The organism is Streptomyces poriferorum (assembly GCF_019399235.1).
In the GTDB taxonomy this organism is placed as follows: Bacteria; Actinomycetota; Actinomycetes; order Streptomycetales; family Streptomycetaceae; genus Streptomyces; species Streptomyces poriferorum.
Genome location: NZ_JAELVH010000033.1, coordinates 1 through 17,999, shown reverse-complemented (window position 1 = coordinate 17,999; position 17,999 = coordinate 1). Strand labels below are relative to the sequence as shown.

At 71.5% G+C, this 17,999-nt stretch carries 17 protein-coding genes and 1 riboswitch; of the genes, 8 read left to right on the top strand and 9 right to left on the bottom strand.

All coding sequences use genetic code 11. The annotated features are described in order from the left end of the window. Positions 1-99: 99 nt before the first annotated feature. From dxs to JGS39_RS08980, 4 genes are all read left to right on the top strand, one after another. Positions 100-2,025 carry a 1-deoxy-D-xylulose-5-phosphate synthase gene (gene dxs / locus JGS39_RS08995; RefSeq protein WP_219568229.1) on the top strand — a complete coding sequence of 642 codons (1,926 nt, stop codon included), beginning with the start codon at positions 100-102 and terminating at the stop codon, positions 2,023-2,025. After that, positions 2,022-3,419 (top strand): aspartate aminotransferase family protein, encoded by a 1,398-nt coding sequence (locus JGS39_RS08990; protein ID WP_219568228.1) that lies wholly within the window; start codon positions 2,022-2,024, stop codon positions 3,417-3,419. Before dxs ends, JGS39_RS08990 begins: the two co-directional genes overlap by 4 nt. 83 nt (positions 3,420-3,502) lie before the next feature. Further along, the gene (locus tag JGS39_RS08985; protein WP_219568227.1) at positions 3,503-4,111 is read left to right on the top strand and encodes a helix-turn-helix domain-containing protein; all 609 of its coding nucleotides are present in this window, start codon (positions 3,503-3,505) and stop codon (positions 4,109-4,111) included. A gap of 47 nt (positions 4,112-4,158) precedes the next feature. Continuing rightward, positions 4,159-4,335 (top strand): DUF6126 family protein, encoded by a 177-nt coding sequence (locus JGS39_RS08980; RefSeq protein ID WP_168713529.1) that lies wholly within the window; start codon positions 4,159-4,161, stop codon positions 4,333-4,335. Between the two features lie 98 nt (positions 4,336-4,433). Here the strand turns inward: JGS39_RS08980 and JGS39_RS08975 are convergent, their stop codons facing one another. After that, on the bottom strand, positions 4,434-5,246 hold the full coding sequence (locus JGS39_RS08975) for a tyrosine-protein phosphatase (protein WP_219568226.1): 813 nt from the start codon (positions 5,244-5,246) through the stop codon (positions 4,434-4,436). Positions 5,247-5,736: 490 nt separating this feature from the next. Then, positions 5,737-5,891, top strand: a riboswitch (cyclic di-AMP (ydaO/yuaA leader). Between the two features lie 3 nt (positions 5,892-5,894). Here JGS39_RS08975 and JGS39_RS08970 point away from each other — a divergent pair. Together JGS39_RS08970 and JGS39_RS08965 are read left to right on the top strand one after the other, a co-directional pair. After that, positions 5,895-6,824 carry a M23 family metallopeptidase gene (locus JGS39_RS08970; protein WP_219568225.1) on the top strand — a complete coding sequence of 310 codons (930 nt, stop codon included), beginning with the start codon at positions 5,895-5,897 and terminating at the stop codon, positions 6,822-6,824. A 248-nt stretch (positions 6,825-7,072) separates the two neighbouring features. Then, positions 7,073-7,909: an SGNH/GDSL hydrolase family protein gene (locus JGS39_RS08965; protein ID WP_219568224.1), complete on the top strand. Its 837-nt coding sequence runs from the start codon at positions 7,073-7,075 to the stop codon at positions 7,907-7,909. Positions 7,910-7,942: 33 nt separating this feature from the next. Here the strand turns inward: JGS39_RS08965 and JGS39_RS08960 are convergent, their stop codons facing one another. The 6 genes from JGS39_RS08960 to JGS39_RS08935 are packed head-to-tail and all read right to left on the bottom strand — an operon-like array spanning position 7,943 to position 14,113. After that, complete coding sequence (locus tag JGS39_RS08960) at positions 7,943-8,830, bottom strand: STM4011 family radical SAM protein (protein WP_219568223.1); 888 nt, start codon at positions 8,828-8,830, stop codon at positions 7,943-7,945. A 7-nt stretch (positions 8,831-8,837) separates the two neighbouring features. Then, positions 8,838-10,202 carry an STM4012 family radical SAM protein gene (locus JGS39_RS08955; protein WP_219568222.1) on the bottom strand — a complete coding sequence of 455 codons (1,365 nt, stop codon included), beginning with the start codon at positions 10,200-10,202 and terminating at the stop codon, positions 8,838-8,840. Further along, positions 10,199-11,014: an STM4013/SEN3800 family hydrolase gene (locus JGS39_RS08950; protein WP_219568254.1), complete on the bottom strand. Its 816-nt coding sequence runs from the start codon at positions 11,012-11,014 to the stop codon at positions 10,199-10,201. The genes JGS39_RS08955 and JGS39_RS08950 overlap by 4 nt, the downstream gene beginning before the upstream one ends. A gap of 40 nt (positions 11,015-11,054) precedes the next feature. Next, positions 11,055-12,197, bottom strand: coding sequence for an STM4014 family protein (locus JGS39_RS08945; RefSeq protein ID WP_219568221.1), 1,143 nt, complete (start codon positions 12,195-12,197; stop codon positions 11,055-11,057). After that, positions 12,178-13,152 (bottom strand): STM4015 family protein, encoded by a 975-nt coding sequence (locus JGS39_RS08940; RefSeq protein ID WP_219568220.1) that lies wholly within the window; start codon positions 13,150-13,152, stop codon positions 12,178-12,180. The genes JGS39_RS08945 and JGS39_RS08940 overlap by 20 nt, the downstream gene beginning before the upstream one ends. 7 nt (positions 13,153-13,159) lie before the next feature. Next, positions 13,160-14,113, bottom strand: a complete 954-nt coding sequence (locus JGS39_RS08935; protein ID WP_219568219.1) for an STM4015 family protein — start codon at positions 14,111-14,113, stop codon at positions 13,160-13,162. A 337-nt stretch (positions 14,114-14,450) separates the two neighbouring features. Here JGS39_RS08935 and JGS39_RS08930 point away from each other — a divergent pair, with 337 nt between their 5' ends. Together JGS39_RS08930 and JGS39_RS08925 are read left to right on the top strand one after the other, a co-directional pair. Continuing rightward, positions 14,451-14,777, top strand: coding sequence for a DUF8820 family protein (locus JGS39_RS08930; RefSeq protein WP_136330525.1), 327 nt, complete (start codon positions 14,451-14,453; stop codon positions 14,775-14,777). Between the two features lie 97 nt (positions 14,778-14,874). Next, entirely contained in the window at positions 14,875-15,876 is a 1,002-nt protein-coding gene (locus JGS39_RS08925) for a DUF6745 domain-containing protein (RefSeq protein ID WP_219568218.1), read from the top strand. 204 nt (positions 15,877-16,080) lie between these two features. Here the strand turns inward: JGS39_RS08925 and JGS39_RS08920 are convergent, their stop codons facing one another. Continuing rightward, positions 16,081-16,671 carry a TetR/AcrR family transcriptional regulator gene (locus JGS39_RS08920; RefSeq protein WP_219568253.1) on the bottom strand — a complete coding sequence of 197 codons (591 nt, stop codon included), beginning with the start codon at positions 16,669-16,671 and terminating at the stop codon, positions 16,081-16,083. Positions 16,672-16,779: 108 nt separating this feature from the next. Continuing rightward, the gene (locus JGS39_RS08915; RefSeq protein WP_219568252.1) at positions 16,780-17,988 is read right to left on the bottom strand and encodes a glutamate dehydrogenase; all 1,209 of its coding nucleotides are present in this window, start codon (positions 17,986-17,988) and stop codon (positions 16,780-16,782) included. Positions 17,989-17,999: the final 11 nt, after the last annotated feature.

The following is a 17,999-nucleotide window of genomic DNA, read 5'->3' as shown; positions in this document are numbered from 1 at the left end:
GCGCGTCCGGGCCGGGCCGGCGGCAGTCGGTGGGAACGCGCACCGGGGGTCCCAGCCGTCATCGTGAGCCGACAACAGGACCAGAGAGGGGGCCCGGGCATGACGCTGCTGCAGTCCATCCGGGGGCCACACGATCTCAAGGCACTGAACGAACCACAGCTCGGCGAACTCGCCGAAGACATCAGGAAGTTCCTCGTCCAGGCAGTGGCCAGGACCGGTGGCCATCTCGGCCCCAACCTCGGGGTGGTGGAGCTCTCCATCGCCCTGCACCGGGTCTTCGACTCCCCGGTGGACCGGATCCTGTGGGACACCGGCCACCAGAGTTACGTACACAAGCTCCTCACCGGGCGGCAGGACTTCTCCAAGCTGCGCGGCAAGGGCGGCCTCTCCGGCTACCCCTCGCGTGCCGAGTCCGAGCACGACGTCATCGAGAACTCGCACGCCTCCACCGTGCTCGGCTGGGCCGACGGTCTCGCCAAGGCGAACCAGCTCCTCGGCCGCCCCGGCCACGTCGTCGCGGTCATCGGCGACGGGGCGCTCACCGGCGGGATGGCCTGGGAGGCGCTGAACAACATCGCTGCCGGGGACCGCCCGCTGATCATCGTCGTCAACGACAACGAGCGCTCCTACGCCCCGACGATCGGCGGCCTCGCCAACCACCTCTCCACCCTGCGTACCACCGACGGATACGAGCGCTTCCTCTCGTGGGGCAAGGGCGTCCTGCAGCAGACACCCGTCATCGGGCAGCCGCTGTACGAGTCGCTGCACGGCGCCAAGAAGGGCCTGAAGGACTTCATCGCCCCGCAGGGCATGTTCGAGGACCTCGGCCTGAAGTACGTCGGACCGGTCGACGGCCACGACACCGCGGCTGTCGAATCCGCGCTCCACCGCGCCAAACGCTTCCACGGCCCCGTGCTCGTGCACTGCATCACCGAGAAGGGCCGCGGCTACCTCCCCGCCCTGCGGGACGAGGCCGACCGCTTCCACACGGTCGGCGCGATGGACCCGCTGACCTGCGCCCCGCTCGCACCCGCGGCCGGCCCGTCCTGGACCTCCGTGTTCGGGGACGAGATCGCGTCGATCGGCGCGGAGCGTCCGGACGTCGTGGCCCTCACGGCGGCCATGCTGCATCCCGTCGGCCTGACGAAGTTCGCCGAGGCGTTTCCCGGCCGGGTCTGGGACGTCGGGATCGCCGAGCAGCATGCGACGGTCTCGGCCGCCGGACTGGCGACCGGGGGACTGCACCCGGTCGTCGCCGTGTACGCCACGTTCCTCAACCGGGCCTTCGACCAGCTGCTGATGGACGTCGCCCTGCACCGGTGCGGCGTCACGTTCGTGCTCGACCGGGCCGGGGTCACGGGGCCCGACGGGGCCTCCCACAACGGCATGTGGGACATGTCCGTCCTCCAGGTCGTGCCCGGCCTGCGGATCGCCGCGCCGCGCGACGCCGACCGGCTGCGCGCCGCACTGCGCGAGGCCGTCGACGTCGACGACGCACCGACCCTGATCCGGTTCCCCAAGGAATCGGTGGGGGAGCCGGTCCCCGCGACCGGCACCATCGGCGGCATGGACGTCCTGCACCGCGCCGAGGACGCCGACGTGCTGCTGGTCGCGGTCGGCGTGATGGCGCAGGTATGCCTCCAGGCCGCAGATCTGCTGAAGGGCGCCCGCATCCGCTGCACGGTGGTCGACCCCCGCTGGGTCAAACCGGTCGACGAACAGCTCGCGCCGCTCGCGGCGCAGCACCGCCTCGTCGCCGTCGTCGAGGACAACAGCCGGGCGGGAGGCGTCGGCTGGGCCGTGGGGCAGGCGCTCCGGGACGCCGGGGTCGACGTACCGCTGCGGACATTCGGCATTCCCGATCAGTTCCTCGCCCACGGGAAGCGGGCCGAGATCCTGGCCGACATCGGGCTCACACCGGTCGAGATCGCGGGCCGGATCAGTGCCGCGCTGGCCACCGGGGGCGCGGCCACCGGCAGGGGACACCACGCCCGGGGCAACGGGCACAAGGGGAGCGGAGCATGAAGGACGACGGGCCCAAGGGCTTCGATGTGGCGCGGCTCCTCGCGGAGCGCGGCGCCGAACGCTACGAGCTGCACACCAAGCACCTCAACCACCAGCTCCCGCGCATGCTGCACACCATCGGCTTCGACAAGGTCTACGAACGGGCCGAGGGCGCGCACTTCTGGGACGCGGACGGCAACGACTACCTGGACATGCTCGCCGGTTTCGGGGTCATGGGGCTCGGCCGGCACCACCCCGTCGTACGCAAGGCGCTGCACGACGTCCTGGACGCCTCGCTGGCCGACCTCACCCGCTTCGACTGCCAGCCGCTGCCGGGACTGCTGGCCGAGAAGCTGCTCACGCACAGTCCGCACCTGGACCGGGTCTTCTTCGGCAACAGCGGCACGGAGGCGGTGGAGACGGCCCTCAAGTTCGCCCGGTACGCCACCGGGAAGCCGAGGATCCTGTACTGCGCGCACGCCTTCCACGGGCTCACCACCGGCTCGCTCTCGGTCAACGGCGAGGCCGGCTTCCGGGACGGGTTCGCCCCGCTGCTGCCCGACACCGCCATCGCGCTCGGTGACCTCGACGCGCTGCGCCGCGAGCTGAAGCGGGGTGATGTGGCGGGCCTCGTCGTCGAACCGATCCAGGGCAAGGGCGTGCACGCCTCGCCGCCCGGGTTCCTGCGCCAGGCACAGGAGCTGCTGCACAAGCACAAGGCCCTGCTCATCGCCGACGAGGTGCAGACCGGCCTGGGCAGGACCGGGGACTTCTACGCGTACCAGCACGAGGAGGGCGTGGAACCCGACCTGGTGTGCGTCGCCAAGGCGCTCTCCGGCGGCTACGTACCCGTCGGGGCGACCCTCGGCAAGGACTGGATCTTCAAACGCGTCTACTCCTCGATGGACCGGGTTCTGGTCCACTCCGCGAGCTTCGGTTCCAACGCCCAGGCGATGGCGGCCGGACTGGCGGTCCTCGCCGTGATGGAGGACGAGGAGACGGTGGCGCATGCGCGCCGCACCGGTGACCTGCTCCGCGAACGGCTGGCCGCGCTCGTCGGGCAGTACGAGCTGCTGCACGAGGTGCGGGGGCGCGGGCTGATGATCGGCATCGAGTTCGGCCGGCCGTCCTCGCTGAAGCTGCGCAGCCGCTGGACCATGCTGCAGGCGGCCCGCAAGGGACTGTTCGCGCAGATGGTGGTCGTGCCGCTGCTCCAGAAGCACCGGATCCTGACGCAGGTCTCCGGCGACCACCTCGAAGTGATCAAGCTGATTCCGCCGCTGGTGATCGACGAGGCGGACGTGGACCGCTTTGTCGCCGCGTTCACGGCCGTGATGGACGACGCGCACAGCGGCGGCGGCCTGATGTGGGACTTCGGGCGGACCCTGGTGAAGCAGGCCGTCGCCAACCGCTGACCCGCCCGGCCGGTCTGTGCCGGGGAGTTTGCCTCGGAGGCAAGAAATTTGCCTCCGAGGAAAGGTCCTGGCCCAATGGAGGCATGAATCCTCCAGAAGGAGGGGCGGCCGACGAGCTGCCCGGGGTCGCACCGCGCCTGCGCGAGCTGCGCCGCAGCCGTGGTCTCACTCTGGAGACCGCCGCCCAGCGGGCCGGACTCTCGCCCGCCCACCTGTCCCGGCTCGAGACGGGCCGGCGCCAGCCCTCGCTGCCGATGCTGCTCGGACTCGCCAGGATCTACGGTACGACGGTCTCCGAGCTGCTCGGCGAGATTCCCCCGGAACGTGACGCGGTCGTCCGGGGCCGCAGGTTCGAGGGCGCCGAGGCCGACGGCTGGATGTACCAGCAGGCCGGCGGTCCGGGCCGGGCGATGCAGGCCCTGCGCGTCCGGGTCCCGTACGGCGCGCAGGGGGACCTGGTGCGCGTGCACCCCGGCGAGGAGTGGCTGTACGTCCTGGCCGGGCACCTCAGGGTGACGCTCGGGGAGACGGTCCATGACCTCGCCCCCGGCGACAGCGCGCACTTCGATTCGCTCACACCGCACCGGATCGCGGCCCTGGACCGTGACGGCGCCGAGCTGCTCTTCGTCCACACCCTGCTGCAGAGCCCCGCCGCCGAGCTGTGTCTCGGCAGCGGGATCCACCGTCGCTGAGGCGCTGTCCCCGCCACCGGCCCGCCGGTCGCCAGAGAGGACCTGTCATGTCCGATTCCGAGAACTACGACCCGCTCGGCCCCGGCCGGCCCAAAAACTACGACCCGCAGGAGAAGAAGATGCCCCGCGGGCTCGTCATCAGGCTCTTCGCCTACCTGGTGGCCGGGCACGTCATCGCGGGCTTCCTCTATCTGCTGTTCGCCGTGGGGATGCACAACCAGTAGGAAGGCGGGCGGACGTGCCGTAGCGGGCCGTCACCGAGGCATCCGCTCCGGCCGAGCCGCTGGGCGGACAGGCGTGGCCGCGGAGCCCGCCCGGGTGGTCAGCCCGCGTCGAGCAGGCGCTCGCGCAGCCGCTCCCGCGTCTCGGGGCTGATCCTGAGGCCTTCGGCGAGATAGCGGTCGGTGCCGCCCCAGGTCTCGTCGATGGTGGTGAAGGCGGCGGCGAGGTAGTCGGGGTGGGCGCCGAAGAGCGGATTGAGCAGCTCCATCACCTCGGGCGACATCCCGGCGGCCGAGGTGTCGCTGCGGCGGACCTTGTAGCGGCGGTGCGCGTCGTTGGACTTGAGGTAGTCGGCCTCGATGGCCTCGCGCTCGACGCCGACGGCGAGCAGGGACACCGCGATGGAGAGACCCGCGCGGTCCTTGCCCGCGGCGCAGTGCATCAGGGCGGGCACACTGTCCTCGGCCAGGGCGTGCAGCACCCGGCTGTGCTCGGCGGTGCGGTCCAGGATGATCCGGCGGTAGGAAGCGACCATGCGGTCCGTCCCCTTTCCGTCGGCCAGGATCGACCGCAGTTCGTTCATGTTGCCGTCCCGCACCATCCGCCAGAACTCCGCGCCGTCCGCCGGGTCGCTGAGCGGGATGTTCACGTTGCGCACGCCCGGCAGCTCCACGTCCACGCCGTCGAGCTTGTGGTCGGCGCCGTTGCGGAAGTCGAAGACGGTGTGCAGGCCGAGACCGGTGAGGAACGCGGCGTCCTCGGTCGTGGCGTGCGCCAGGTGACCGCTGCGGTAGAGCCGCCCGTACCGCACCCGGCGGCCGTCCGAGGTGGGCAGGCCGCCCACGTCCCGGAAATTGCGGACACCCGCCAGTTCGGGCTCCGTCGACGGGGTCTGCGGCAGCTGCTGCGTCACGGTCACTCCTGGGGGGCTCTGCCGCCGGCGCGTGTCGCCCGCGGGTCCACTCTCGTGACGATACGACATTGATTCCTCAGGCAATCATCTTGGTCATACCCGCACTTCGGGCCTGCGTGGCGGTCCGCCCGACGGGTCTCTCCGCCCGGCCGCGCGGACCCGGATCCACGCTGACAGTCCGACGGGAGGGAGGCGGCGAGCATGACATGTCCGTATTGGGGCTTTTAGTTGAACATGCCCTACTTCTACGGTAGATGATCGCCCTCTCGTGAGCGGGATCATATCCGTGACGGTGTGTGGCGGCGGAGCGGCTGGGCATTCCATGCGCGGCGCGGAAATCCAAGATCCGTAATCCACGGAGTGTGACCGGAATTCCTCGCCGAATTTCAGGCACGGAATCCCGCACGGAACCCGTGGCTTGTTTCCGCCGTCCCGGCTCGCTTACGTTCGCTGCAATCCGGACGGACCGCCTAATCCTGCCGCCGCCCGGAATTCGAACCCACTCACCGCGTGGCAGGAGCGGGGGAACCAGGTAAGCCGCCGACCGGGAAACCGGACGGCTCGGGGTGAAGTCGCGCCAGCCGCGACCGGACATCTCCAGTCCGAACCCGACAGCTCACCTCGCAGGCGCCGGAGAGGAAAACCTTCATGCCCATACCGGGTAAGCACCGTCGTCCCAAGTCCAGCACCATCGCCCGTGGCGTCGTCGCCGCGAGCGCCGGCGGAGCCGTCATCGCGCTTCCGCTGCTCGGCGCCACCGGTGCCCACGCCGCGGAGCAGTCCGCTCCGGCCACCTCGAAGTCGGCCGCCGCTCACGCCACCCCGGCCAAGCCGGCCGCGAAGAAGCAGGCCGGCACCACGTCCTACTCCGTGGTCTCCGGCGACTACCTGTCGAAGATCGCTGCCGAGCACAAGCTCAAGGGCGGCTGGGAGAAGCTGTACCAGGACAACCGCAAGGTCGTCGGCGACGACCCGAGCCTGATCTTCCCGGGCATGAAGCTGACCCTCGGCGGCAAGGCCTGGGGCCACGCCTCGACCACCTCCACGGGCGCCACCACCCCCTCGAAGGCCCCGGCCAAGACCGAGACGAAGGCCTCCACGACCTCGGACTCGTCCTCCTCCGACGACTCGTCGTCCAAGGAGACCTCGGCCCCGGCCACCCAGAGCAACGACTCCGGTTACGTCCACCCGGTTCCGGGCAACCACACCACCGCCTACCGCGCCTCCGGTGCCAACTGGTCCAGCGGCAGCCACACCGGCATCGACTTCCCCGTGTCCACCGGCACGAGCGTGAAGGCGATCACCTCCGGCACCGTCGTCACCGCCGGCTGGGGCGGCGCGTACGGCAACGAGGTCGTCATCAAGCACGCCGACGGCCACTACTCGCAGTACGGCCACATGTCCTCGCTCTCCGTCTCGGCCGGCCAGACCGTGACCGCGGGCCAGCAGGTCGGCCTGTCCGGCTCCACCGGCAACGCCACCGGCCCGCACCTCCACTTCGAGGTCCGCACGGGTCCGGCGTACGGCTCGGACATCGACCCGATCGCCTACCTGGCGTCGCACGGCATCAACGTCTGACCGGGGCAACACCGGTCCGGTGAACCGGGCCTGGGCAATGCATGGAGGGACGGTGCGCGGCGGCGCACCGTCCCTCTGCCTTTGGCTGTCCGCGCCCGGAAGCGGCACGCGGTCCAGGGCGGCTGCAATGGGCGGTGGCCGTTCTTATTCCCCCTTTACCAAAAACTGACCGGGTGGTCTATCTCACCACCCGTCAACCCCTTATTACGGTCGCGTAGGTCACATTCGGCGGTGCAGGATATGCCCTTGTGGCAGACGATTCGAACAACATCCAGCAGGGCGTCATCAACCAACGGGGCGTCATCGGGTCGTACGCGGCGATTGGCGACAGCTTCACCGAGGGAGTCGGTGACCCCGGCCCGGACGGAACCTTCGTCGGCTGGGCGGACCGGTTCGCGGTCCTTCTCGCGGACCAGCTCCCGGACCCCGGTGCGGCGGCAGGCACCGCTCACGGAAACTTCAGGTACGCCAATCTCGCCGTACGAGGACGCCTCCTCGACCAGATCGTCGAGGAGCAGGTGCCGCGCGCCAAGGAACTCGCCCCCGATCTGGTGAGCTTCTGCGCCGGCGGCAACGACATCATCCGGCCGGGCACCGATCCGGACGACGTGGCCGAACGCTTCGAGCGAGCGGTCGCCGACCTCACCCGGTCGGTCGGCACCGTCATGGTCACCACCGGCTTCGACACCCGCAACGTGCCCGTGCTGCGCCATCTGCGCGGCAAGATCGCCACGTACACCGCCCATGTACGGTCCATCGCCGACCGCTACGACTGCCCGGTCCTCGACCTGTGGTCCCTGCGTTCGGTCCAGGAACGGCGCGCCTGGGACAACGACCGGCTGCACCTGTCGCCCGAGGGCCACACCCGGGTCGCGCTGCGCGCCGCCCAGGTCCTCGGCCTCGACGTGCCCGCCGATCCGGACCAGGAGTGGCCGCCGCAGGCCCAGCGCGGCACGCTCGAAGTACGGCGCGACGACATCCACTGGGCACGCGAGTACCTGGTCCCGTGGATCGGCCGACGGCTGCGCGGTGAGTCCTCCGGCGACCACGTGGAGGCCAAGCGGCCCGACCTGCTGCCGCTCTGAGGGGCGTCCCGCAGTTCTCAGTCGCCCCTGGTTTCAGTCGCCCCGGGCGGACGGGGCGACCGAGGGCAGCGGCATCGCCGGTATGCGCTCCAGTACCCCGCCGGCGAAGACGTCGTACAGCGGCAGCGTCTCCAGGTGCACGTAGCCGATGTGGCAGTCGCAGACGGCGAGCGGACAGGCCCGGGGGCCCAGCGCCGCGCGGTAGCTGCCGTCGTAGAGATTGCCGAGCTCCGCGCGGACGAAGTGGCAGCGGCGCACCGTGCCGTCGCCGTCCACCGAGATCACCGACTCACCGGTCCGGCAGGGCAGCCCCGCCGAACGGTGCGGGTGCCGGCTGTACGGGAACAGCGGGTCGATCGCCGTCCACCGGTCCGCCTCCTCGTCCGTGTAGGTGTGGCCCTCGGCGGCGTTGACCCAGAGGTAGACCTCCTCGGGCAGGGCCGCCCGTAGTCGCCGCGCCTCGTCGAGGTGACCGTCGAGCCCGACGATCCCCACGCTGTGGCGGATCCCCAGGGCCACCAGCTCCCCGCACCGCCCGAGGAACCGCTCGTACGGTGTCTGGCCCGGGTGGTACGTGCACCAGAGCGCGATCTTGTCGCGTCCGGCGGCACCGGCCGAGGCCAGCCACTGGGTCCGGCCGCCGAGGTTCGTCTGGACCGCCACCCGGCGGACGTGCGGCAGCCGTGCCAGCTCGACCACCGCCCGGCGGTACCAGGAGCGGACCAGCCCCTCGCCCCACGGGGTGAACAGCACGGAGATCCGGTCGCCGGTCTGCGCCGCCGCCCACGCCGTGAAGCGCTCCAGCGCGGCCCGGTCGGCCCTCAGCTGCTCCCGGCTGTCGCGGCGCTTGGCGAACGGACAGTACGGGCAGTCGTAATCGCACGACGCGAGCGGACCGCGGTAGAGGATCGTCAGGTCCATGCGAGGCTCACTTCAGGTCGTACGCGGCCATCGCGGCCCGTACGGCAGGGGAGAAGAGGTCGGGGCCCAGCGCGTCGGAGTGGGCGAGGCCTTCGGGGGACAGGCGCAGCAGGCCGGCGGCCGACGCGCCGCGGTCGAGCCAGCCCCGGGCGTCGAACCGGGCGAGCTCCTCGGTGAAGTCCTCGTCCGGGTCCGTACCGAACCGTTCGCGGTACTCGGACACGCGCAGCCCCTCGGCCTGCAGGACGGACTGCAGGAGATGACGGCGGCGCGCCTCGTCGGCGTCGGTGAACCTGCCCACCTCGGCGTGCGAGAAGTCCTCGGTGGCCGTGTAGCCGTCGATGATGGCCCGCACCTCACGCATCTCCACCGCGTAGTCGAAGGAGTAGTGGAGCCGCGACGTGTACGAGCGGGCGCCGCAGCCCAGGCCGATCATGCCGTCGGTCTGGCATGCGTAGTCGTCGGGGCCCCCGGCCCGCGGGGCGTCGGCGCGGCGGAACATCCGCATGGACACCTGCTCGTAGCCGCGGGCGAGCAGATGGTCGCGGCCGGCCCGGTACAGCCGCAGCCGCTGCTCGTCCCAGGCCACGTCCGCCGCGGCCTCGTCAGCGGCCCCGAGCCGGCCCAGCCCGGTCAGCGGACGGACGTAGAGCGGGTAGAGGTACAGCTCCTCCGGCCGCCACTGGAGCGCGGCGTCCAGCGAGGTGCGCCAGCTCCGCTCGGTCTGGCCGTCGATGCCGTAGATCAGGTCGATGTTCAGGACCGGGATGCTGCTGTCCCTGATCAGGCCGAGGGCTCTCTCCACGTCGGCGCGCCGCTGCGGACGGACCGCGGCCCGGGCCTCGGCCTCGACGAAGCTCTGTACACCGATGCTGATCCTGGTCGTCCCCCGGTCCGCGAGGACGGCCAGCCGGTCGGCGGTCGCCGTCGACGGCGAGGTCTCCACGGACAGCGGCACGGACCGCAGGTCGGCGCCCATGCGCTTCTCCGCTATGTCGCACAGCCGCTCCAGCTCGCCCGCGGTCAGGAACGTCGGCGTGCCGCCGCCGAACGCGGCTGCGGCGAAGCGCACCGGCTCCCCGTCGCCCAGCGCGTCCCGTACGGCGGTCGACTGGCGGTCCAGCGCGTCGAGATAGCGGGTGGTCAGCTCGTCGGGCGCGCCGATCCGCGTGAAGAGGTTGCAGAAGCCGCAGCGGACCTCGCAGAAGGGTATGTGGAGGTAGAGCGAGAGCGCGGCCTTGCTCTCGCCCGCCCACAGGTCACTCAGTGCGGGCCGCCCGCCCGGGTGCCCGGCGAGCCTGCCGTACGCCGTCTTGTGCGGATAGGCGTAGACGTAGCTTCGGTACGGGCGGGTGGTGTGCGGAATGGTCATCGTGCGGTGGCTCCCGGTTCCAGGAAGAATTGCGCGTACGGAACGGTCCAGACCGACTCGTGACCGAGCCGGTGACCGGTGTAGCCGTCGTCGCCGTACGCCGTGCCGTGGTCGGAGCAGACGATGGCGAAGGCGCGGCGGCGGCTGCTCGCGGCGGCGAAGAGACGCCCGATGTGGGCGTCCACGTACTCCAGCGCGGCCGCGTGGGTGGCGCGGCTGTCGCCCGCGTCGCGGGTCGCCCCGGGCCGGTGGAACCAGTTCGGCTGGTGCAGAGCCGACACATTGACGAAGAGGAACAGCCTTTGGCCGGACGGGAGTTCCCGGACGACCTGCTCGGCGCGGGACACCTGCGCCTCGAACGACGTGGGCGAGGCCACACCGAACTCCGGCTCCCAGTGCGCCTCCTGGAACAGCCCGGGCAGCACCGAGCCGAGCGGTGCCTGCCGGTTGAAGAACCCGACGCCGCCGATGCACACCGTGCGGTATCCCGCCCCCGCGAGCGCCGAGACCAGGTCGGGCGCATCGAAGACGAACGTGCGCTCCGCCGTGGTCTCGCTGCCGGCGAAGCGTGCGGCGAACAGCCGGGGATGCGGCCCGGGAGCGGCCGGCGTGGGCAGGAATCCCGCGAAGATCGCCTGGTGGGAGGCGTAGGTGAAGCTGCCCGGGGCATGTCGCTCCTCCCAGACGCCGCCGGGCAGATGCCGGGCCAGATGCGGGATGCGTCCGGCGGCGGCGAGCTCCGCCGCGACGTCGTACCGCAGCGTGTCCAGGGTGACGAGCAGCAGATCGTGGCTGCCCACGACCTCGCTCATGTCGGGGTCGACGGCGCCGCCCGCGAGGCCGGGAGAGGGTTCAGGGTGTTGCTCTGGCACGGTGGTTCCTTGCTCGGTTCAGTACGGCGGCGACCTGCGCCGCGTAGGTGTCCAGGCCCTCGGCGCCGCTGCCCGGCAGACCGGTCAGTCCCGGCAGCAGATCACCGAAGGCGTTGACCTCGCCGACGGCGAAGCGCCGCCAGCCGGTGGCGGGCAGCAGATCGACGCCCACGCACAGCGTGTCCGGGAAGGCGGCGGCCGCCCGCTCGCACACGGCCAGCGCCTCGGCCCAGCTGCCGCCCGCCGCCTCGACGGCGGCGCGCGCCTCGTCGAGGTCGCCGCGTGCACCGCCGAGGTGCAGGTTGGTCATGGGGGAGCGGCTGGTGCGCACGACGGCGTGCGTCGCACGGCCGTCGACCACCACGACCCGCAGATCCGCGGCCCGGCCCCGCTGCGAGGCCTTCGGCAGCCAGCGTTCGATGTGCAGACCGTCCGGCGCGAGTGCGTCCACGATCGCCGCGACCTCACGCTCGGTGGTGAGACGGCGGACCCGGAGCGAGTTGTAGAGCGGGCCGGCCGGGTCCCGCTCGACCGACGTGGCCGCCCGGATCCTGCCTGGACCGGCCGTCTCCACGGCCATCACCCCGGAGGCGGAGGACCCGTGCGCCAGCTTCACGAACACCCGCGGCAAGCGGTGGTCCGCCATGAGCGCGCGGACATCGGCCCAACCCCGCACCGGACGCCCGCCGGGCCCAGACGTCGGCGATGCGGGCACCGGGACGCCCGCGGCGTCCAGGACACCGTGACACCTGCGCTTGTCGAACAGCACCGCGATGTCACCGGGGGTGTCCAGCAGGAGCGCGCCGGCCGCGGTCGCGGCGCGCGACACGTCCCGTACGGCAGAGGTGAACCGGGCGTACCAGAGGGCCGAGCCCTCCACCCGTGCCGGGTCGTCGACGCCGCGCAGCAGACGGTCGACCTCGGGGTCCTCCCCGGGCGACTCGATGCGCACGGTCTCCCCGGTCAGGAAGTCCGCCTTCCCCCGCAACACGTCGAGCCACGGCAGCGTCCGGGCCCGCGGCAGCCCGGCGGCGCTCACGGCGTCCTGGAAGAGGCCGATCCGGCGGTTGCCGGGGTTGCCGACGACTGCCAGACGCGGCGAGCTACTCGCTGACCGCGACATAACGGGGCTCGTCGTCCTCGGGATCCCAGTAGTCCGCTGCGTCGAGATCGACGTGAACACCCTCGCGGGCGCACATCTCCCGGATGCGGGACATCACCGGATCGGTCAGGTAGTGGTGGTGCAGATCCAGCGAGGTCAGATGGGTGAGCGGCTGACCTTCGAGAAGAGCCAGGGCGCCCGTGTCGCTGAGCGTTCCCATGGCGAGCGAGAGCGACTCCAGCTGCGCGACGACCGGGGCGGACGCGACCGCCGCCGCGATCTCGTCCTGGATCTCGCTGTTCTGCAGACCGAGATGGCGCAGCCGGGGAAAGCCCGCGCCGGAGAGGACGGGCCTCATGTCCTCCACCGTGGCGTCGCCGCCGTACCACGCGGCACCGAACCAGAGCTCCAGCCTTTCCAGAGCGGGCAGTTCACAGGCGCCGACGGCCCGGACCACATGGCCGGGCAGGCCGCCGGACTCGAACCTCAGCGACCTCAGCGCCTGATGCCGCAGTGGACGCAGCTGGAGCTTCTCCTCCTCGGGGACGGGATCCCCGCCGCCGCGCACCACCAGTTCCCCAAGGCGGGGAAACGCCTCGATGAGGCCGGTGACGTCCGACATCTCCAGCCACGACACCTCGCACTCCTCGCCCGTGACATCGGCGAGGAACAGCGCACGCAACGCCGGAAAGCGGCCCGCGTCCTTCGCGATCAGCTCCGCGACGGGAGCGAAGGAGCTGTAGTCGTCCGGCCACCAGGGACCGATCAGCAGAGCATGGACTCCGCCGGGGTCGACCGTGTCCAGGAAGTACTGCCAGATCTCCGGGAACGCGGGCCCCTCCCAGGTGCAGTCCAGCCGCCAGGCCACGGAGTCCGCCCGGGGCAGTGCTGCCGGGTCCGGTCCGCCCTCGCCCGGCGGCGGCAGGGTGAAGACGGGAAGACCGTGGAACGTCCCGGGATGTTCGATGTCCGTCATCGCGTCATCACTCCGACGCCGTGACGTACCGGCCTGCCGCGCCCCGGTCGCCCCATGGCTCGCAGCGCTCCGACAGGTCCACCCGCACGCCGTGCGGTTCCAGGGCCTCCGTGACCCGGCGCTCCATCGGCTCGGTGAGGAAGTGGTGGTGCAGGTCGAGAGCGTCGAGATGAGTGAGCGGCTGGCCCTCCAGCAGTGCTGCCGCGCCCTCGTCGCCGAGGGTGCCGCAGGACAGATCGAGGGTGCGAAGCCGGGCCACGAGCGGGGCCGAGGCGACAGCGGCCGCGATCTCGTTCTCCACCTCGCTGTTGCGCAGACCGAGATGGTGCAGGGCCGGGAAACGTGTCCCCGACAGGAGCGGCGCCAGATCCGCCACATCGGCGTCGCCCCCGTACTCGGAGACACCCAGCCACAGGTCGAGCCGCTCCAGCGACGGCAGTTCACTGTCCAGCACCCCCCGCACCACCTCCACCGGCAGCCCGCCGGCCTCAATGGTCAGTGAGCGCAGCCTCTCGTGCCTCGTGGCCGGGAAGACGAGCTTGGTTCCGCCGCGCACCCCCAACTCCACCAGCGCGGGAAAGGCGGTGAGCAGCGCGGTGACATCACTCTGCTCGATCCAGGAGATCTCCGCCTCCTCCGACGTCAGATCGCCGACGAACACAGCTTCCAGCGACGTCAGCCGCTCGGCAGCGGCGATGACGAGACCGATCGGATACGACGACCTCTCCTCGTACGACTCGCCCCACTGCCCGATGATCAGCGCGCGGACACCGGCCGGGTCCACCTCGTCCAGGAACGCGGTGAACTCCTGCTCCCAGGTGCGGTCCTCGTCCTCGTACGGCTCGATCGAGACGCGCCAGGCCGCCGCATCGGCGGCCGGCCCGGGGCTGTCGTTCGTCCCGGACTGGAAATCGACGGCCGGAAGGCCGAGCAGCTCGTGCAGGTGGTCCGCATCGGACATGGCTCCGGGCTCCTGATGACGGCGACGGATTGATGTCCGCAAGGTCTATCAAGGCCCACTGACAACGGGACGACCGGGCCCGCCGGCCGGGTGGGTCGGACAGGACATTGAGGGGGCCTCTGGCCAAACTCCTGTCAGGTCATGTTCCACCTGGCCGGAGCAATGGAGAACGGGTTCTGGCAGCCGGACAGAACAGTCGCAGGACGGCCCGGCGGGACGTCAGTCAGACCCTGAGCCACGACCACCGGAACCCGCCACGAGTATCGATGTCAGACCCCCGTCGTAGCGTTTTCCACGTGGTCGGCACAGCGGGTGCCGCCGCGGAGGGGAGACGTCCGTGTACCGGCAGGGCGACGTACTGATCATGGCGCTGGAGGAGTCCGCGGTGCCCGCGAACCTCCTGGAGGCGCCGGGCGAACTGCGCGACGGGCGCGGCCGGCTGGTGCTCGCGCTCGGCGAGGTCACCGGACATGCGCACGCGGTGCCGGGACCGGGGCGGCTGATCAGGGAGGGCGGAGTGTTCGGCCCGATGCTGCTCCACCTCCCCGACGGCGGACGCGTGGTGCATGAGGAACACGCGGTGATATCGCTGCCGAAGGGCTGGTTCCGGGTGGTGCGCCAGCGCGAGTACGCACCCGGGGCGGTCCGCATCGTCGCCGACTGACGGTCCGTAGACCTCCAGCAGCTCAAGACCAGCGGGATTCCGTGATCACGGAACTCCGGGATCACGGGACACAGGCAAACAGGGGACGGGGAAACCGATGGAGTACGTGGACTCATGGCGAGCGGTGGCGGCGGCGACCGGCGCGGCGGACCGGGCGGCAGCCGAGGACGGGGTACGGCTCGCCTACCGCGGCGCGGGGCTGGCCGAGCCGGTCGAGTTCGTCTGGGCCGATTCGCCCAGGGCCGCCGTCGAGGCGGTGGAGAAGCTGAAGGACCCGGGGCGGTCGGTCCGTGACGACGTACGGACCCGGCCCTGGGCGGGCGAGCGGCGCCGTATGTACGACGAGTTGGGCCCGGCCGGCTGGTCCGCGCTGTGGTCCGCCACCGGTGCCCAGCTCTGGGAGACCACGTCGGCGCTCGCCGACCGCATACGGGCGGGGGTCGTGGCGGACCTCACCGTGAAGCCCGAGGACGCGTCGGATGTCCGGCTGGTGCTCATGGACGCCGTGCTGGGCCAGCACGACGCGGCCTGGCTCGCCGCCTTCGACGGCAGGGGCGGCCGGCTCGACGGACTCGCGGCCGTCGCGAGGAACGCGGGCTGGTGGTGGCCCTACGAGCGCACCGTGGTGATGAGCGAGCGTCCTGAGACGCTGCACCGCGACGAGGCGGGCCGACTGGACAGCGGCGCGGGCCCCGCACTCGCCTACCGCGACGGCTTCGCCCTGTACGCCTGGCGCGGCATGCCCGTGCCGGCCGAATTCCTCGCGGAGCTGGGCGCGCTGACTCCCGAGCGGATCCGCGCCGAGGAGAACGCGGAACTGCGCCGCGTGATGCTGGAGTTCTACGGGTACGACCGCTATCTGACCGAGTCGGGGGCCGAGCCGGTGCACCGGGACGAGACGGGCGTTCTCTGGCGGATTCCGCTCGACGGCGACGAGGACGTGGCGATGGTGGAGGTCGTCAACTCCACTCCGGAGCCGGACGGGTCGCATCGCACGTACTGGCTGCGGGTGCCGCCGCGCACGAGGACCGCGAAGGAGGGCGTCGCGTGGACGTTCGGGCTTCAGGGCGATACCTACGCTCCTCTGCGTCAGACCTGACGCGCATCTGTGGGGCGCCGTGGTGAGCCGCTGCCGAGCCGGGGGCGAACCGGGGTCGAGCCGGGGTCGAGCCGGGGGCGAGCCGCCAACTGCTTTCGCGCCGTGGTCGAACTGCGGCGAGCTGCCGTCGAGTCGCGGTCAAGTCGCGGTCGAGTCGCGGTCGAGCCGCGGTCAAGTCGCGGTCGAGTCGCGGTCGAGCCGCCGTCAATCCGTCAGGGTCGCGTGGTCGATGCCCAGTTCGCGGGCGAGCGCCTCTTCGGTCCACTCCAGCATCGTGGCCCGGGACAGCGGACCCGCGTACGACGTCATCTGCACCGCCAGGCCGTCCAGCAGCGCGGTCAGCCGCCAGGCCACGGACATCGGGTCGTCGCACTGGAACTCGCCCGCGGCCGCGCCCTCTTCGATGACCTCGGCCAGCTCCGCCTTCCACTGCTGGTCGAGATCGCCTGCGACATTGCGCAGCGCCGGGTCGCGGAGGGAGGCGGTCCAGCCCTCGATCCACAGCCGCCAGCCCTTGGCCTGGCCCGTCGGTGCGTACCAGCGCACGGCGGCGCGCAGTCTGCGGACCGCGGTGGTGCGCCGGCTCAGGAGCTTGCGCAGATGGGCGAGATCGGCTTCGGCGGCGTGCGCGAACGCGGCGGCGACCAGCTTCTCCTTGGTGGAGAAGTGGTAGAGCACTAGGGCGTTGCTCACTCCGAGTACGGACGCCACATCGGCGATCCGTACGGCCGCGACACCCCGTACCTCGATCTGCTCGACGGCAGCCCGCAGCAATTCCTCGCGCCGCTCCGCCACACCCAACCGGACTCTTGCCACGGCGTCACCCTAACCAATGCCCGTTCCGGGCAGGCCGGGGCGGGGCGGGAGACGGGGCCCCGCCGCCGGTCGCACCGCGCCCCGGGGTCAGCGGAACCACCCGAAACGGTCGGCAATCAACGGCAACCGGTCGGCGACGACGGCGTGGGCCGCCGCACGCGGCGTGCAGCCGTCGGCCGCGGCGCGGGCCAGCACGAGTTCGATGAGGGCGCTCATGGAGTGCCGGATGTGGGCGAAGGCCTCGTCCGCGTCGGCGCCGATGTCACCGAACAGGGTCCACCACCACCAGGCGTTGGTACCGGAGTTGACGACCACATCGGGAAGCACCGTGATCCCGCGCGCGGTGAGCAGCGCCTCCGCTTCCGGCAGGACCGGCATGTTGGCCGCCTCGACGACCCAGCGGGCCGTGATCCGGGCCTGGTTCGTCAGGTCGACGGCATACGAGACGGCGGCGGGTACGAGCACGTCCACGTCCTGGTCCAGCCAGGCGTCGGCGGGCAGTTCCAGGTCGGTGCCGCGCAGCACGCCGCGGTCCACCGTGCCGTAGGCGTCCCGGGCGGCCAGGAGTGCCTCGACGTCGAGACCCGCAGGATTCGCGATCGTCCCCTTGACGTCCGCGACGGCGACCACCCGCAGGCCGGCCCGGGACAGGAACCGGGCGGTCGCCCCGCCCATGGTGCCGAGCCCCTGGATGGAGACCCGGGCGTCGCTGTGCGGGACCCCCGCCCCGTCCAGCGCGGCGAGCGCGCACTCGGCGACTCCGCAGCCGCCGGCCAGCTCGTCCAGGCCGATGCCGTCCACCTCGACGGCGAAGGCGTCGGCCAGCCGCCGGCGCGCCCCGGCCTCGTCGTCGAGCAGCGGATAGACCGCCTGGACGGTGGAGACGAGCCCGGCCTCCGCGGCGGCCCGGTCGACCAGGTCCTGGGTGAGCCCGAGGTCCTCGCCGGTCGTCCAGACGCTCTCCACGTACGGACGCATCGCCCGCAGGTAGCGCACCAGGATGCCGTACGCCGCCGGATCGCGGGGGTCGCAGTCGATGCCGCCCTTCGCGCCGCCGAGCGGTATGTAGCGCGCCCCGGTCCGGTCCGCGTCGAAGTGGAGCGCTTCCTTCATGGTCATGCCGCGGGCCAGGCCGGCCACCTCGTCCAGGGTGCAGCCCGCCCGCATGCGCAGCCCGCCGCTCGACACCCCCCGCACCAGCCGGTCGACCACGAGGTGACCCTGGCGGCCCGTGACGTGGTCCGTCCAGGTCAGCGAGATCAGCGGGGCGGGCGGGGACACCGGTGGTGTCGTCATCGGGGGTCTCT

Excerpts from the sequence above, each read along its gene's own strand:
- dxs (WP_219568229.1), top strand. The coding sequence starts at position 100 with ATGACGCTGCTGCAGTCCATCCGGGGGCCACACGATCTCAAGGCACTG.
- JGS39_RS08990 (WP_219568228.1), top strand. The coding sequence starts at position 2,022 with ATGAAGGACGACGGGCCCAAGGGCTTCGATGTGGCGCGGCTCCTCGCG.
- JGS39_RS08985 (WP_219568227.1), top strand. The coding sequence starts at position 3,503 with ATGAATCCTCCAGAAGGAGGGGCGGCCGACGAGCTGCCCGGGGTCGCA.
- JGS39_RS08980 (WP_168713529.1), top strand. The coding sequence starts at position 4,159 with ATGTCCGATTCCGAGAACTACGACCCGCTCGGCCCCGGCCGGCCCAAA.
- JGS39_RS08970 (WP_219568225.1), top strand. The coding sequence starts at position 5,895 with ATGCCCATACCGGGTAAGCACCGTCGTCCCAAGTCCAGCACCATCGCC.
- JGS39_RS08960 (WP_219568223.1), bottom strand. The coding sequence starts at position 8,830 with ATGGACCTGACGATCCTCTACCGCGGTCCGCTCGCGTCGTGCGATTAC.
- JGS39_RS08955 (WP_219568222.1), bottom strand. The coding sequence starts at position 10,202 with ATGACCATTCCGCACACCACCCGCCCGTACCGAAGCTACGTCTACGCC.
- JGS39_RS08950 (WP_219568254.1), bottom strand. The coding sequence starts at position 11,014 with ATGAGCGAGGTCGTGGGCAGCCACGATCTGCTGCTCGTCACCCTGGAC.
- JGS39_RS08945 (WP_219568221.1), bottom strand. The coding sequence starts at position 12,197 with ATGTCGCGGTCAGCGAGTAGCTCGCCGCGTCTGGCAGTCGTCGGCAAC.
- JGS39_RS08940 (WP_219568220.1), bottom strand. The coding sequence starts at position 13,152 with ATGACGGACATCGAACATCCCGGGACGTTCCACGGTCTTCCCGTCTTC.
- JGS39_RS08935 (WP_219568219.1), bottom strand. The coding sequence starts at position 14,113 with ATGTCCGATGCGGACCACCTGCACGAGCTGCTCGGCCTTCCGGCCGTC.
- JGS39_RS08925 (WP_219568218.1), top strand. The coding sequence starts at position 14,875 with ATGGAGTACGTGGACTCATGGCGAGCGGTGGCGGCGGCGACCGGCGCG.
- JGS39_RS08915 (WP_219568252.1), bottom strand. The coding sequence starts at position 17,988 with ATGACGACACCACCGGTGTCCCCGCCCGCCCCGCTGATCTCGCTGACC.